The organism is Lysinibacillus sp. GW247-5R2A, assembly GCF_059424475.1.
Window position 1 is genome coordinate 189,182 of record NZ_JBWKZL010000004.1, and the last position, 15,798, is coordinate 204,979.

Below are 15,798 nucleotides of genomic sequence, written 5' to 3' on the forward strand. Positions count from 1 at the left end.
ACGAAGGAAAAAGACCTTGATCATTGGACAAGGTCTTTTTCTTGTGATGTAACTGTCAAACGATTCCCCCGAATACGTACTTCGATTGTGCCATCCACCCCCGTTGTCCAGGTAGCTAAATTACGATTGACAAATCGCTCAACTACCTCTTCATGTGGATGACCATAACGATTTTGAAGCCCCGCACTGAAAACGGTGAATTGAGGTTGTACGAGCTCTACAAATGATTCGATACTAGATGTTTTACTGCCATGATGACCAGCCTTCAAAAGGGTTATATTAGCTATTAGAGGTCCATAATGCATCATTAGCTGTTGTTCGCCATATTTCTCTAAATCACCTGTAAATAACGCTGTAAACGCCTTCTGACGCATGTATAAAACAAGGGAGTCATCATTACCTTCGTAATAGGTATCTTGAGGCCATAAATAAGAAAAGCTAGTCTCGCCTTTCTGCCATGAAGTGCCCTTCATCTTTTCTTTTATAGGAACGTTTTGCTTTTGGGCTTCCCTTAACAAATCCCTCATAATAGGCTGTCCCAACGAACCAGGTGTAACGTGAATTTCTTTCATCCCAATCTCTTGTAAAATTTCCTCGGCTCCTTCCACATGATCAGCGTCTGCATGCGAAACAATAAAAATATCAATGGTTCGTATTCCCTTCCCTTTCAGAAATGGGACTACCACTTGTTTCCCCACCTCGTAAACTTTATTTGGCTTCTTCCATTGCTCTTGTTCAAAGCGTAAAAGGCCACCAGCATCAATGACATATACAGCCTCCCTAAATGGCAATTCAATCACAACGCAATCACCCTGCCCTACATTTAAAAACGTTATCTTTGTGTCACTATAAAGCATTGGATAAAAATGAATCCAGATCGCTGGGATGACTAAAACAACAATCGCATGCCCAAAACGTTTTGTTTCTAAGAAATAGAAACACGCGAGAACGCTTAGCATCGCTAAACAAAAAAGCCAGATGGATGGTTTACCGGGTGACCATAATTGAAAAGGCAGTGCTTGTATTGAAAAAATGACATTCGTTAGCCCATTTCGCAGGGGCTCGTAGCCTGCAAATAAAAGGTTTGCTAATGGTAAGGAAATATACGTAAGAACTAACGCTACAATATTAAAAGGTAAAATAACGAAGGAAAACAATGGAACGAAAATAATATTGACAAAAAACGAGGAAATGGAAAGTTCATAAAAATGATGAAGTAATAAAGGATAGACGAGTAGCTGACAGACGAATGTGACGAAAAAAGAACGGGATATCCAATTGCCAGTCTGTTTAAAAATAAAACTCGAATAAACAAGACTAGCCGCTGCTAAATAGGACAGTTGGAAACCAATTTGAAAGATTATTCCCGGTTCAAGTAAAACAAACCCTATAAAGCTAATAGCAAGTGCATCATCAATTGACAGCGTCCATTTCAAATAACGGAGCAACATCATTAATTCTACCACTGAAACGGCTCGCCATACAGACGGGGCACCCCCTGCAATGACCCCGTAGATTGGTAGTAAAATGAGCAAGGCCACAGTCGCCATCTCTTTACGAATACGAAGGCGTAGTAAGCCTTCAAAAAATAACCATGACACCAGTGCTACATGTAAACCAGAGATTGCAAATAAATGAGTGATTCCTAGCTTTTGATAGGCTCGTTGTAGCTCATCATCCATATGATCCTGCTCTCCAATGAGTAGGGCTTGAGCCTCCGCTACTAGTGTTTGGGGAAATGTCATTTCTATATGCCTTTTCATCTGTTGTCTCAGTTTAGCGAGAAATAGGGTGGGGGAACTGCGCTTCTCCATAAAGGTCCAACTAGTGACTTCAACGATACCAGTTGCTCCCTTACTCGTTAAATAAGTTGACATGGAGAAGGCGTAATCATGGGCTGATGGAGAAGGAGTCACAAGCTCACCTTTCGCAAGATACGTCATTCCTGCTATAGATGTATGTTCATAATTAACTTTTTCTTGTTCTGAGGAAAATGTATATACTACATATAACTTTTGACCATTTGTAGTTGTAGCAAATCCACGGAGCTTTTGGCCACTTATTTTATAGTCGTTTGACCAAGTTAAAGGGAAAGAGGAGGGCATTGGGGAAGGTGCTGTTAATTGAATTGTCACAAAAAAAATATGCGATAATAAGCCACCTATTAACACAATGATCACTAAGAAACGTGACTCACCCTTTATGATGAGCCACAGGGCTAAAAGAAGTACTAATACGAGTAGCCATGCCGACTTGTGAGCTGCTAAGGAAGCGACAAGTACAGCGAGAGCTATATAAATCCATTTATGCTTTAAAGCTTTATACCAAATAGTGCGCTCACCTTCTGTTCATACGGAAGCAATTTTTCTGCTGGCAATCCGTTCTCGCGAAGCTCATGAAGCATCTCTGTATACAAGGCTAGTTTTTCATCTCGTAAAAAATCGATTTTCCGTTCATCAAATGGTACGTGGACGACTGTCACACCTGCTTTTTCAAATAATTCCTGAGCATATGGATTATTTTTATAATCAGTTGCATAACAAACACGCTCAATGCCTGCTTGAATAATAGATTTTGTACAAGGGAGACATGGGAAATGAGTCACATATAAATCTGCACCTTTTGTTGGTGTGCCGTATTTAGCACACTGTAGCAACGCATTCATTTCAGCATGCACCGTACGCACACAATGGTTGTCCACCACATAGCAGCCTTTTTCGATACAATGCTCATCACCCGTAATGGACCCATTATATCCCCCTGCTATAATCCTCTTATCGCGGACAACAGTCGCTCCTACCGCTAGTCTTGTACATGTACTACGCAATGCGAGTAAATGGCTTTGTGCCATAAAAAATTGATCCCAAGTAATTCGCTCCATATGACTACCTCCAAAATTTTGCCTTACAAGTTTTTCGATCTTGTTGCTTTTCTACTATAGTGTAGCCCTTTTGGAAAAGGGGCGTCAATATGTCATATGCTATTAGCTTTATTTAACTGTAATAGAATCCTTTAATTTCTCAAATGTTTTCTCACCAATACCACTAACATTTCTTAAGTCATCAATAGTTTGAAAGCGTCCGTTCTCCTCCCGATAACTAAGAATACTTTGAGCTTTTGACGGGCCAATTCCTGGTAATGTGGCAAGAGTCTCCGTATCAGCGATATTGATATTAATTTTTTGATCCTTATTCTCGCTCTCTATAGGTGAAATGAGCAGATTTATAGTTGCATCTTCAAGATGCTCACCCTTGATGGGAATATAAATGACCATTTCGTCCTGAACTTTTTGCGCATGATTAACAAGCTGCGTATCCGCATTTTCAATATAACCACCTGCAAGCTGAATGGCATCGATAATACGATTATCTGGCTGAAGCTCATAAACGCCCGGATACATAACAGCACCCTTTATATCAACAAATATCTGCTGCTGGACCGCCTCCTCCACAGTAGATACCACTTGATTTATTTCTTCAATAGGTTGGATGGTTTCGATGAGCTCTTCTTGGGGAAGTGAAGAGTCAGAACTCGAAAAATAGAAGTAAAAAAATAGTCCACTGATTACTAGTACGCCAGGGATTAGCATACCTTTTTTGTACTTTTGCCATAAAGATTGCAACATAGTACCATCCTTTCAATGCAAAAGGTCATCATATGGAGGTACCCTCATCATACACTAACAAACCTGAAATGCAAACCTGAAAGCAGGAACGAAAAGCTCTCATTTGATCGCTCAATTGGTTATTTTTGTAGTTCCATCCGTCATGCTTGTTGATCTATCCGCCACTTTTGCGGTTCTATCCGTCACTTTCGCTGTTTTATCCGTCACTTTCGCTGTTTTATCCGTCACTCTCGCCATTCTATCCGTCACTTTGATTACTTTATCCATCGCTTTCGCTTTATCCTTCACCTTGCTGCTTTATCCGTCACTCTCAATGCTCTATCCATCACTCTCGCCATTCTATCCATCACCCTCTATGCTCGCTCCACCAGCTCTACAAAAAAAATCCACACTACCAATCGGCAGTGTGGGTATTTTCCCATATTTATTTTACCGCACGGATGAAAATGCGTTCGCTTTCATATTCGGGTGCTTTGTCTGTAAAATCTGCTGTTACTTCCACATCACTAAAGCCGATGTCGCGAAGCCAAGTCATATATTGTTCGATAGAAAACGTGCGTTGAATATGTTCCTCGTCGAAGCGTTCATATAAATCACTTGTAGCATCACGCACATAAAAGGTCATTTGATGGATAATGGAATGCTCAAAGTCTCCGGGCTCAGTATGCCATACATAACTAATGTCTCCATCGTCATACGTAAATGGACCCTCTAAAAAGATTTCCGTCATTTTAAATAGTGAATGGACATCAAAAAATAGCTGGCCCCCATCTCGCAATGCTTGATAGATCCGTTCTAATGTCGTATAGACTGCTTGCTCCTCTACAACATAATTCAAAGAATCAATGGCAATTGTGACCACATCTACTTCCTCAAAGCCATCGAGTTCGTCCATGGACATACAATAAAACGGAGCCTCGTAACCTGCATCAGTAAAACGTTCAGTCGCAATGGAAAGCATTTCTTCTGATAAATCAACGCCGCTGACTTTGTAGCCAGCCTGTGCAAATAACAAGCTAAGCACACCCGTTCCACAACCAATATCCAATAGCTTTTTGTATTGGCCGATCTGTGCATGCTGTACAACCCAATCTACATAAAGATTGTAAGGTATATCAGTTTGTAGCTCATCATAGACATGGGCGAAGCGTTCGTAACTACTCACTTAGGCCTCTGGCATGTCTAATTGTGGTGCATCGCCCCATAGACGCTCTAAATTATAATAAGCACGCTCATCTTTATGGAATACGTGTGCTACTACATCTCCTAGGTCTACTAGAACCCAACGAGCTCCATCAAATCCTTCGACACGGCGAATTTCATAGCCATCTTTTTCGGCTACATCCTGTAATTCGCGTGCAATTGCTTGCACCTGACGATCTGAGTTACCATGGGCAATAATAAAGTAATCTGCTAAAAGAGAAATTCCTTGCATATTTAAAACGACAATATCCTCACCATGTTTGTCGTCGATCGCTTTGTAAGCTGCTTGTAATAAAGTTGAAGTCATCCTTCACTATCCTCTCTGTTCATCATATCGTTATAACATTCTATTGATAACGGATAAATAGGCTGCTTTGTGTCGATTAAAAATGCCAATGTATGACGGACACATGCACTCATGGCCTTATCCAAATTTTTTTGCGCCTTTTTGCGCAGACGATCCACACCATCAAATTGGCGATTGGGTTCAATCATATCTGCGACAAAAATAATTTTTTCTAGACGACTCATATTAGGTCGTCCTGTCGTATGGAAACGAATAGCATTCAACAGCTCATCATCTTTGATGCCAAATTCACTTTCTGCAATATATGCACCAACTGGGCCATGAAGTAGTTCACTGCCCCAGCCAATGAGACGTTCATCTAACTTTTCTGTTCGGACGATTTGCTCCATCCACTCTATTTCTGCATATTTAGCAATATCATGAAGGATGGCAGCTGTCTCAGCCTTTTTCACATCCTCGCCGTACTTTCGTGCAAGATCGATGGCCGTTTCCATAACACCGATTGTATGAATATAACGTTTTTCCGGCATTCTGGGCTTAATCGCCGCTAAATACTGTTCGCGTTCCATAAAGACCTTCCTCTCGTATGAACGACTCTACCGCTTCTGGTAGTAAAAGGGTCACCGTTCCTCCAGTCGCGAGGCGTTGACGAATCAGCGTGGACGATAAATCGATTTGAGGCACCTCCACCATGCATATAGGGTACTCTGTAATGGCGGCCGTTCCTGGACGCTTGACACCAACAAATTGGACAAGCTCTACTAAGTCATCTATACAATGCCATGTATGTAGCGAATCAATCATGTCGCCACCGATAATAAAGTAGAATTTTACAGAAGGTTCCTTTCTACATAATGCCGAAAGTGTCTCATAGGAATAGGATACGCCACCCTTGTCTACCTCATACGACTCTACCGAAAAATAAGGAAATGGGCGAATTGCACGCTCCACCATTTCAAGTCGCTCCACATTACTGGCATCATACCGTGCATGCTTATGTGGCGGTATGGCATTCGGCATAAAGCGTATTTCATCGAGTTGCAACGCATGAAATACCTCATTTGCCATTAATAAATGCCCCATATGTGGAGGATTAAACGTACCTCCTAGTAAACCGACCCTTTTCATCGTCTCACCTTATTTCGTTGCTTTTGGTAATGCAATCTTTTTTTGATTGCGTGATTCTTTATATAAAACAACTGTAAGGCCGATTAATTGGACAAGCTCTGCATGTGCACCTTTGGCAAGTGCTTCTGCCACTTCATGTTTATCCTCTTCACAATTATCTAAAATACGCACTTTAATTAGCTCACGTACTTCTAAAGCCTCACGAATTTGCTTAGTCATTTCATCATTTACGCCGCCTTTTCCCACTTGGAAAATTGGTGATAAATGGTGTGCTTCTGCACGTAAAAAACGTTTTTGTTTACCTGTTAACATAAAAATTAGTTTCCTCCTAATTGCGCCTTTAGCTGCGCAATCATTGAATTTGTATTTGGATAGTTGCCTAACCAGTGCTCAAAAGATATGGCTCCTTGATGCACAAACATCCCTAAACCTGTCACAATTGTTGCCCCTTTTTCTTCAGCCGCTTGTAAAAAAGGCGTCATTAATGGATTATACACAATATCCGCAACAATTGCTCCTTTCTCAAGACGATTTAAGGAAAATGGCATTGAAAAATTGCCCGTAGCAAGACCTGCCGAAGTCATTTGCACAATGATGCTGAAATCAGCCAATGTTTCTTCCGCTTCCTTTAATGAAATGGCATGGCCAATACCCATTTCATCCACAATAGCTTGGGCATTCGCTACAGTACGATTGGTAATGGTCAAATCATTATAGCCTTGCTGCTGCATAGCAAATGCTATACCTCGGGCAGCGCCACCTGCACCAACAAGTAATACAGGCTTGTCTTTATGAGATGAACCTACCGCTTCTTCTAGTGAACGCACAAAGCCGACACCATCTGTATTAAAGCCTTTCAGCTTTCCATCTGTTGTTCGTACAACTGTATTCACTGCTCCCATTTTTTGCGCCAACTCATCTAGCTCATCTAAATAGGGAATGATTGCTGTTTTATGAGGAATTGTTACATTCCAGCCACTTGTCCCTAAAGTTTTCAAGCCAGCAACTGCTGACTCTAATTGCTCAGAAGATACATGTATTGGAATATATGTCGCATCTATGGACATTTCCTCAAACCAAGCATTGTGCATGGCTGGTGATTTTGAATGTTCGATCGGATCACCAATAACTGCAAACCACTTCTTCATTTCCTAGTCCCTCTTCTCTCCTTCATCCTTCATCTTCTATATAAGTGATGGACGTATTGAAACTTGTACACCTTTAGGCGCGTATGCTGCTACTACGACATTTGCATGCTGTACAGTAATCCAACCTAGCCCAGAAAATACAACATCTGTTTTAGCTTCTTTGATGGAAAACTCATGGCGAACTAAAGGTGGAAGTTGGTCAATAAACTCTGCAGTCGGTGGTGCCAAAAGTTCTCCCTTATGTTCTGCATACAGCAAATCTGCCTTCTCAAGCTTTGTTCGGTGAATCGGTAAATCATTTGCCACATGGATGGTAAAGGCAGAACGGTCTCCTTGAATAAAATCAAATCGCGCCAATGCCCCAATAAATAAGGATTGTCCCGCATTTTGTTGGTAGACTTTCGGCTTGATTTCTTTTTTTGGCATAATGTATTTTAATTCACTTGAATCAATATGATGGGCCATTTGATGGTGATTAATAATACCAGGCGTATCATATAATGCACTTCCATCATCCAATGGAATTTCAATCATATCTAATGTAGTACCTGGGAAATGGGATGTAGTAATAACCTCACCCTCTCCAGTTGCCTGTTTAATAATGCGGTTAATGAATGTGGATTTCCCTACATTAGTACAGCCCACAACATAAACATTTTGCCCTTGTCGGTATTCATCAATGGCTTCCATTGCTTCGGCCATACCCTTACCTTTATGGGCACTTACTAACAGCACATCAACAGGCTGAAGTCCTAACGCTTTCGCTTCTCGTTTTAACCAATTGATAACTTTTTTCGGTTTAACCGATTTCGGTAATAAATCAGCTTTATTCGCAATCAAAAGCACAGGATTCTTCCCTACAAAACGGTGTAGGCCAGGTAGCCAGCTCCCATTAAAATCAAAAATATCAACAATTTTTACGATTAAGCCTTGCTGTGTACCAAGGCCATTTAAAATGCGTAAAAAGTCGTCATCAGTTAATGACACTGGTTGAATTTCATTGTAATTTTTCAAACGGAAGCAACGTTGGCAAATGACCGCATCCTTTTCTAGTGATGATGGGGGTGCATACCCAACTGCTGTTTTATCTTCTGTTTGAATTGTTGTACCACAGCCAATACAATTTGGCATTTCAATCATTCTTGTTCCTCCCAAGTTATAATTCCTTTTCGTTTTAAATCATTAAACACTCGACGTTCAATGAATCGATTCAGTTTTGTTACAAGGCCATCAGACTGTGCAACAGGTTTTACTAGCACTGTATGCAAGCCTAAGCGATTCGCACCCATTACATCTGTAAGAAGCTGATCGCCTACCATGACTACTTCATTAGGACGCAAGCCTAATTGAATAAGGGCATTATAAAAAGCATTTCGCAAAGGCTTTTTTGCCTTATGAATATATGGAATACCTAAAGGCTCTGCGAAGCGTTTAACACGTGCCTCATTGTTATTAGACGCAATAATAACACGAATACCGGATTCCTTCATGATGCGCAGCCAGATAATCAGTTCCTCTGTTGCATCCTCACGATCCCATTCCACAAGGGTATTATCTAAATCTGTAATGATCCCTCTAATACCTAACTCTTGTAGTTTTTCAGGTGTAATTTCGAAAATATTCGTCACAAATTCGTTTGGTAATAAAAAATTATACAAAATAGCGACCCCTAATCTTAACGTATTATTCGACCATTATAGCATATTTGCAAAGGCTTCACCCATTCGAATTGGGTTGCCCTGAACAACATTTTCCGTAAACTCAATCGAATCCTTTTCAAACAGCATCACAACTGTTGAACCAAATGAGAAATAACCGACTTCCTGCCCTTTATACCAGTGTATTGTTCTATTTGTGAGCACAATGGAATTCACGAAGGTCGCACCCACTTTTATAAACGCTACTTGCTGATTATGTGCAGTTTTCAACTCTGTCACTAAACGGTAATTGTGGGAAATTGGCTTTTTACCGTATGTAAGACCGATTTGATTCACAGGATAAGATTTCTGACCAAGCGTATACTGTCTTAGTACTTCCCCATCAATCGGGCTGTGAATACGGTGATAATCAGCAGGACTTAAATAAAAGACAATAAAATGGCCGTCTACATAGTTGGCTGCTCGCTCCGAATGACCAAGTAAATCCTCAAGTGCATATGGCTTACCCTTTACAAGGAAAGTCATATCCCATTCAATCCTTCCAAAGGATTCTACCTTGGCATCTACAGGGCTTACATACACCATCGGATTTTTTTCAATCGGTCGTGCTTCTTCTAAAAGCTCTCTTGTAAAAAAATCATGTAAACTTGCAAATTGTTGTTGTTTTTTTGAAACTTCTTCAAGGTTTATATCGTATAACTTCATGTAGCTTGGAATTATACGTTTACTCCACTTAGCTTTCGCAATAACTTGCAAAAGGTTGGAGGATTGCTTACCATTCGTTAGTTCTATCAAGCGTTGATATAGTTTTTCTTTCATTAGTAAAAACCCCTATCCATTAATTTAGACTGTCAATTTTTTCGCATTCGAAGTATAATGGTACAATATCTTAAGTGCAAAGGAGTGATCCCCCTTGTTTTTTTATCACAAGTTGGTGGATACCACGGTTAAGAAAATGAAATCGCACGCAGCTAACTTCATTACAATTAGTAATATGTCCTTTGGAGGCGCGGCTATTATGGCCACTTTACATGAATACTATAGCTATAGTGTCTTGTTTATCTTTATTGCAGCTCTACTTGATCGCTATGATGGCAAGGTAGCTAGAGCACTCGGACAAGTGTCTGAGTTAGGTAAACAATTAGATTCTATGAGTGATATTATATCATTTGGCGTGGCGCCTGCATTATTAATGTACGAAGTTGTTCTAGTTGATTTTGGTTTTGTCGGCATGATGATGGCCGTCCTGTTTATCGTTTGTGGTGCGATGCGATTAGCCCGCTTTAATATTAGTGAAGCAAATGGCTATTTCACAGGTTTACCTATTACAGCTGCTGGTACGTTCTTAACTTTAACGTATTTTGTAGCGACTACGTTCCATCCGGCCTTTTATCTTTTCCTTTTTCCAATTTTAGCTTTCCTCATGATTAGTACATTTACGTTAAAAAAAGTGTAACAGCACAATTGCTGTTGCACTTTTTTCATTTCCCACAGCTTTGAAACATATACTGTCGAAAAATGGGGAAAGGATGAAATCATTCAATGAGCGGAATTTTTACATCAATGTTGCAGTTATGGCTTGAGATCCCAGCGTTACTTGGCTATTTAAAGGGGCAAACATTCCATAAACCCTTTTCAAAAGAAGAGGAAGCTGCTTGTATTGAACGATTTTTAGGTGGCGACGAGCAAGCACGCTTGGACCTAATAGAACGCAATATGAGGCTCGTCGCGCACGTCGTAAAAAAATTCCATCCAAAACATGAACAACTTGATGATTATATTTCCATCGGGACGATCGGGCTAATGAAAGCAGTAGAAAGCTATACCCCGGACAAAAAAACAAGACTTGCCACATATGCAGCTCGATGTATTGAAAATGAAATTTTGATGCATCTACGCACACAGAAAAAAGTGCAGAAGGACGTCTCTTTATTTGAGCCAATCGGAACAGATAAAGATGGCAATGCCCTTCAAATTCGAGACTTACTCCAATGTGATGAAGAAAGTGCAACCGAGAAAATCGAACATAAAGAGCATGTGGCACAGCTATATCATTACTTGCATATGCTTGATGAACGAGAACTAGAAATTGTGACACTTCGCTATGGATTAAATCAACAAGATGCCCTCACGCAAAAGGAGATTGCAGCTCGCTTAAATATTTCTCGAAGTTATGTATCTCGGATTGAAAAACGGGCACTCATTAAACTCTATCAATTATACAAACGAGACCAAAAGTCAATTGAGTAATATATTGTAAAATGTTCACTAGGAAAATTCAATGTATCTTTGGCGGAGAATGTGCCGATTTTATGGCGTAAAAAAAAAGCCCTTTGCGACATTGCTATGTCGCAAAGGAACTTTTTACATTTTATGAATGTGCTGATTCTGATAGTTCTGCCGTAATCAATGTACCTATTAAAGTAGTGATAATCACTACACCTACTGTTAATAATAGCATCATGAATGCCTCCCATTCTAATATGAAGAGATTTATTACAGCTAGTGTAGCATTTATACTATTTAATCACTGTGATTTTTCTCACATGAGAAACAACACATTTTGACCGTTTTGTGTATTATAATGAGGCGATCGCTTGTAAGACAACTTGTGTCGAGTGTTTTGCAGCAACGGGTAAAAACTCATCAAAGCTAATGTTTGACTCTTTACCTGCAATATCTGATAAAGCACGAATTACTACAAAAGGTGTAGCAAATTGATAACAAACTTGTGCAACGGCAGCCGCTTCCATTTCCACCGCTTTCATTTGAGGGAAATGATGACGAACTGCTTCTACACGCACAGGATCATTCATAAATGCATCCCCAGAGCAAATTAGACCAATACCGTATTGATGCTCTCCAACTGCCTTAACAGCTTCCTCAGCTACTTTCATTAATCGTTCATCTGATTTATAAGCTGCTGGCATACCAGCCATTTGTCCAATTTCATAACCAAAAATTGTGACATCCACATCATGGTGACGGACTTCATCTGAAATGACTACAGCTCCCACCTCAAGGGCTTCGTCGTAACCACCTGCAGAGCCTGTATTAATCACAACATCGGGCTTAAACTCATGCAAAAGAATGGTAGTGGACATAGCCGCATTGACTTTACCAATACCACTTTTTAATAACACGACTTCCTTGCCTTCATATGTTCCTGTTGTATATTCACTACCTGCTATCGTTGTACTTTGTGCATTGCTTAAAGATGCTCGTAGTAATTCTACTTCCTGTTCCATTGCCCCAATTACTGCAATTTTCATGTAATGTTACTTCCCTTCTTTATCAACTCTATTAAAAATAATCAAAAGAGTGATTTTCGTCAATAGGCGCCTTCTAATGTATTTAGCTGCTCAAGCTTTACAGGCAACCATCCTTCATTATCCACCCATTCCATACTGACTCGGTACATCTGTGTCTTATCTTTTGTTGAAACTGTGGCAATTGAAGAATTAGCACCACCATTATTTTGCATACGCCAAATAATCATATTATCTTGATTAATACCGGTTACACCTGTAACAGTTGCTACTTTTTCAGACCAGTCTACGGATGAAGAATCGTAGGAAGACACATGCTGTCCCGTTTGAGTAGTAGGTGTTGGCTGCCAATTTTTATTTGTGATAACTTTCTCTACGTTTGGATTGTCTGAAGTTGATTCTTCTGGCACACCTTGCTCCTGCTGATTTTCTTCAGGTTGCGATCCATCCTCTTCCTCTGAAGCTGGATCTTCTTCTACAGCCAGATCCTTTTCATCCTCTTTCACAGGCTCTTTATCCACTTCTTTGTTGTCGTCTTTTTCCTCTTGAGCCGGTTCATCTTTCACTGTTTGTTCTGCATCATCTTGCCATTTAAACACATAAGTTGCTGTGATAATAATTAGTACAACTACTACACCAATTAAAACATTCAATAGTTTATCTAGCTTTTTATTACGAGATGGCTGCAAATGACGACTACTACGAGTTTGTCGTTCACTCATATTTCCTCCCCCTCTCTAGCAAATATTCTATCAAGTTCGACAGCACTTGCAAAACAATTATACTCATTAATTTATTTCGTGGCATTTCAGCCTGAAATATAAAAGCAGCTAGCCTCCCTGAATTAGAAAGACCAGCTGCTTGTCCACTTACACATTATTTAATTGAAACAATCTTAACTTTCATTTCGCCACCAGGTGTTTGGACAGCTACTTCTTCACCCTCAGCGCGGCCAAGTAAGCCCTTCGCAATTGGTGATTCGTTTGAAATACGGAACTCCATTGGGTCTGCTTCAGCCGAGCCTACAATTGTATAAGATTCTTCATCAGTTGATGGTTTACCATTAATAATTTCTACAAATGTAACCGTTTTCCCCAGTGATACCACACTGTTATCTGTTTCATCCTCAGAAATAATCACTGCATTGCGAATCATTGATTTTAAAGTTGAAATACGACCTTCTAAAAAGGCTTGTTCCTCTTTTGCTGAATCATACTCAGCATTCTCAGAAAGATCACCAAAATCACGTGCTATTTTTATACGTTCAACGATTTCTTTACGTGTTTCAGTTTCTAATTTCACTAATTCTTCTTCTAATTTACGTTTTCCCTCAGCTGTCATAGGGTACTGTTTTTCATTTGCCAAAGTCCTTCACTCCTTGTTTCATCAATATAAAAACATAAAACTCGACTAAATGCTTGGTAGGTGCATTTAATCGAATTTTATTATTTTTAAACGTTTTTCAAATTACGCTTTGACCTAATAGTATGCATGCTTTTTTTTAATATGCATGTAAATATTGTCAATACCACTCTATCTTATTACAATACGTTGTCGGTTTCAAGAATAGTTTTAATTTTCGTTACCATTAAATCAATCGCTACCTCATTATCCCCACCTTCAGGAATAATGATATCAGCATAACGTTTTGTAGGTTCAATAAATAAATTATGCATGGGTCGAACCGCTGATAAGTATTGATCGATAACGGAATCTGTTGTACGTCCACGTTCTTTAATATCACGCATAATACGACGAATAATTCGTAAATCAGAATCGGTATCTACAAATAATTTAATATCCATTAAATCACGCAAATCAGCATCTTCTAACACGAGAATTCCTTCTAGAATAATAACATCTACTGGCTCAACATGAATCACTTCTGCTGCTCTAGTATGCTGCACATAATCGTAAACTGGCTTCTCGATTGGCTGCCGCACTAAAAGTTTCTTGATGTGCTGTATTAATAAATCATTATCGAATGCTAACGGATGATCGTAGTTTGTTCCTAATCGCTCTTCAAATGTTAAATGACTTTGATCTTTATAATAAAAGTCTTGTTCAATAACAACAACTGAATGCTCTCGGAAAACATCATAGATGGCGCGCGTCACACTCGTTTTACCTGAGCATGAGCCACCAGCGATACCGATAACAACAGGACGCTTCACTTCCATTAGTTATTCTCCTTTCGCATCATGTTATGCGGCATTAATGGTGTGTCACATTTAAATTTAACTATTTGTAATGGATGACGTGCTGCATCTAGGCTATTGCCATCTTCATCCCAAATTTCTCCCATTGTCAGACGGAAATTCTCGATTTCTGGGCCAAAGAACTCTACTTCGTCACCAGGTTTAAAATAATTTCGTTGCTGCATCGTAACCATTTTTGTTTCTGGATCATGTTCTAAAATTAAACCAGCAAATTCATATGTTGTTTTTCGGCCATGAATACCAAACATTTGCTCCTCTGAGCCAGGTGCATCATGGAAGAATGCTTCAGCCGTATCACGGTTTGCACATTTATCTAGCTCCTCTAGCCATTCACGTTTAATTTTAAAATTATCAGGATCAGCACAGTATGCATCGATAACTTTGCGGTATACGGATACAACGGTTGCCACATAGTGAATCGATTTCATACGCCCTTCTACTTTTAATGAATCGATACCAAGCTCTATCATATGTGGAATCGCTTCGATTAATTTTAAATCTTTCGGGCTCATAGCAAAGGATGCGTGATTATCATCAAACAGTGCTTTTTCTTCCCCATCCTCTAATTCATATAAATCGTAATCCCAACGGCATGATTGGCAGCAACCGCCACGGTTAGAGTCACGAGCAGTCATATGGTTAGATAGAACGCAACGGCCAGAATAAGCAATACACATGGCGCCATGAACGAAGGCCTCGATTTCAATATCGACTTTTTCCTTCATCATTTTCATTTCTTCTCCGCCTACCTCACGTGCTAATACAACACGATGTAAGCCTTCTTCCTTCCAGTACTGCACTGCCTTCCAGTTGGACAATGACTGCTGTGTAGAAAGATGAATTTCAAGTTTAGGAGCAGCTGTACGACATGTTTCGATAATTAGTGGGTCCGCAACGATAATACCTGTCACACCTGCCGACTCAATATCTTTTAAATATCGCTCCAAGCCTGCCATATTTTCATTATGTGCAAATATATTTGTCGTTACATAAATTTTCGCACCATATTGATTAGCAAACTCAACCCCTTCACGCATTTCATCTATAGAAAAATTATCTGCATTGGAACGTAGACCAAACTCTCGTCCCCCAATAAATACAGCATCCGCTCCATAATGCACGGCTACTTTTAATTTTTCTAAGCTACCTGCTGGGGCAAGTAGCTCTGGTTTTTTTGTAATGACACGTTTACCGTCGACAATGTCACGGATTTTGTCATTTTGTTCTAACGCTAATGCCAT

Annotated in this window: 20 protein-coding genes; 2 read left to right on the forward strand and 18 right to left on the reverse strand. The window is 39.8% G+C overall.

Annotated elements, in window-relative coordinates; all coding sequences use genetic code 11:
• Positions 1-20: 20 nt before the first annotated feature.
• From AC07YC_RS08470 to AC07YC_RS08530, 13 genes are all read right to left on the reverse strand, one after another.
• A complete protein-coding gene (locus AC07YC_RS08470) occupies positions 21-2,135 on the reverse strand; it encodes a DNA internalization-related competence protein ComEC/Rec2 (RefSeq protein WP_494919048.1) in 2,115 nt (704 codons plus the stop codon).
• A 176-nt stretch (positions 2,136-2,311) separates the two neighbouring features.
• Complete coding sequence (locus AC07YC_RS08475) at positions 2,312-2,881, reverse strand: ComE operon protein 2 (RefSeq protein WP_008180909.1); 570 nt, start codon at positions 2,879-2,881, stop codon at positions 2,312-2,314.
• 108 nt (positions 2,882-2,989) lie between these two features.
• Positions 2,990-3,625: a helix-hairpin-helix domain-containing protein gene (locus AC07YC_RS08480; protein ID WP_494919049.1), complete on the reverse strand. Its 636-nt coding sequence runs from the start codon at positions 3,623-3,625 to the stop codon at positions 2,990-2,992.
• A 111-nt stretch (positions 3,626-3,736) separates the two neighbouring features.
• A complete protein-coding gene (locus AC07YC_RS08485; RefSeq protein ID WP_494919050.1) occupies positions 3,737-3,913 on the reverse strand; it encodes a hypothetical protein in 177 nt (58 codons plus the stop codon).
• Positions 3,914-4,049: 136 nt separating this feature from the next.
• Positions 4,050-4,790 carry a class I SAM-dependent DNA methyltransferase gene (locus AC07YC_RS08490; RefSeq protein WP_494919051.1) on the reverse strand — a complete coding sequence of 247 codons (741 nt, stop codon included), beginning with the start codon at positions 4,788-4,790 and terminating at the stop codon, positions 4,050-4,052.
• On the reverse strand, positions 4,791-5,135 hold the full coding sequence (gene rsfS / locus AC07YC_RS08495) for a ribosome silencing factor (protein WP_008180916.1): 345 nt from the start codon (positions 5,133-5,135) through the stop codon (positions 4,791-4,793). It abuts the gene before it with no gap.
• Entirely contained in the window at positions 5,132-5,704 is a 573-nt protein-coding gene (gene yqeK, locus AC07YC_RS08500; protein ID WP_494919052.1) for a bis(5'-nucleosyl)-tetraphosphatase (symmetrical) YqeK, read from the reverse strand. The genes rsfS and yqeK overlap by 4 nt, the downstream gene beginning before the upstream one ends.
• Positions 5,673-6,263, reverse strand: coding sequence for a nicotinate-nucleotide adenylyltransferase (locus AC07YC_RS08505; protein ID WP_427513967.1), 591 nt, complete (start codon positions 6,261-6,263; stop codon positions 5,673-5,675). The genes yqeK and AC07YC_RS08505 overlap by 32 nt, the downstream gene beginning before the upstream one ends.
• Positions 6,264-6,272: 9 nt before the next feature.
• Positions 6,273-6,575 carry a ribosome assembly RNA-binding protein YhbY gene (gene yhbY / locus AC07YC_RS08510; protein WP_144787388.1) on the reverse strand — a complete coding sequence of 101 codons (303 nt, stop codon included), beginning with the start codon at positions 6,573-6,575 and terminating at the stop codon, positions 6,273-6,275.
• Between the two features lie 5 nt (positions 6,576-6,580).
• Entirely contained in the window at positions 6,581-7,411 is an 831-nt protein-coding gene (gene aroE, locus AC07YC_RS08515; RefSeq protein ID WP_494919053.1) for a shikimate dehydrogenase, read from the reverse strand.
• 36 nt (positions 7,412-7,447) lie between these two features.
• Positions 7,448-8,551 (reverse strand): ribosome biogenesis GTPase YqeH, encoded by a 1,104-nt coding sequence (gene yqeH / locus AC07YC_RS08520; RefSeq protein WP_336635784.1) that lies wholly within the window; start codon positions 8,549-8,551, stop codon positions 7,448-7,450.
• Entirely contained in the window at positions 8,548-9,069 is a 522-nt protein-coding gene (locus tag AC07YC_RS08525) for a YqeG family HAD IIIA-type phosphatase (RefSeq protein ID WP_036127255.1), read from the reverse strand. Before AC07YC_RS08525 ends, yqeH begins: the two co-directional genes overlap by 4 nt.
• A 36-nt stretch (positions 9,070-9,105) precedes the next feature.
• Positions 9,106-9,888 carry a phosphatidylserine decarboxylase gene (locus AC07YC_RS08530; RefSeq protein ID WP_336635785.1) on the reverse strand — a complete coding sequence of 261 codons (783 nt, stop codon included), beginning with the start codon at positions 9,886-9,888 and terminating at the stop codon, positions 9,106-9,108.
• Positions 9,889-10,024: 136 nt separating this feature from the next.
• Here AC07YC_RS08530 and pssA point away from each other — a divergent pair, with 136 nt between their 5' ends.
• Positions 10,025-10,525 (forward strand): CDP-diacylglycerol--serine O-phosphatidyltransferase, encoded by a 501-nt coding sequence (gene pssA / locus AC07YC_RS08535; protein ID WP_008180930.1) that lies wholly within the window; start codon positions 10,025-10,027, stop codon positions 10,523-10,525.
• A gap of 86 nt (positions 10,526-10,611) precedes the next feature.
• Complete coding sequence (gene sigK, locus AC07YC_RS08540; protein WP_008180932.1) at positions 10,612-11,319, forward strand: RNA polymerase sporulation sigma factor SigK; 708 nt, start codon at positions 10,612-10,614, stop codon at positions 11,317-11,319.
• Positions 11,320-11,648: 329 nt separating this feature from the next.
• On the opposite strand, the gene mtnN is transcribed toward sigK, so the two are convergent.
• From mtnN to AC07YC_RS08565, 5 genes are all read right to left on the reverse strand, one after another.
• Positions 11,649-12,341 carry a 5'-methylthioadenosine/S-adenosylhomocysteine nucleosidase gene (gene mtnN, locus AC07YC_RS08545; RefSeq protein WP_036127262.1) on the reverse strand — a complete coding sequence of 231 codons (693 nt, stop codon included), beginning with the start codon at positions 12,339-12,341 and terminating at the stop codon, positions 11,649-11,651.
• Positions 12,342-12,400: 59 nt separating this feature from the next.
• A complete protein-coding gene (locus AC07YC_RS08550; RefSeq protein WP_336635786.1) occupies positions 12,401-13,060 on the reverse strand; it encodes a YrrS family protein in 660 nt (219 codons plus the stop codon).
• 154 nt (positions 13,061-13,214) lie between these two features.
• Positions 13,215-13,703: a transcription elongation factor GreA gene (gene greA, locus AC07YC_RS08555; RefSeq protein ID WP_008180941.1), complete on the reverse strand. Its 489-nt coding sequence runs from the start codon at positions 13,701-13,703 to the stop codon at positions 13,215-13,217.
• Positions 13,704-13,879: 176 nt separating this feature from the next.
• Positions 13,880-14,518, reverse strand: a complete 639-nt coding sequence (gene udk, locus AC07YC_RS08560; RefSeq protein WP_008180943.1) for a uridine kinase — start codon at positions 14,516-14,518, stop codon at positions 13,880-13,882.
• On the reverse strand, positions 14,518-15,798 hold the full coding sequence (locus tag AC07YC_RS08565) for a peptidase U32 family protein (RefSeq protein WP_008180945.1): 1,281 nt from the start codon (positions 15,796-15,798) through the stop codon (positions 14,518-14,520). Before AC07YC_RS08565 ends, udk begins: the two co-directional genes overlap by 1 nt.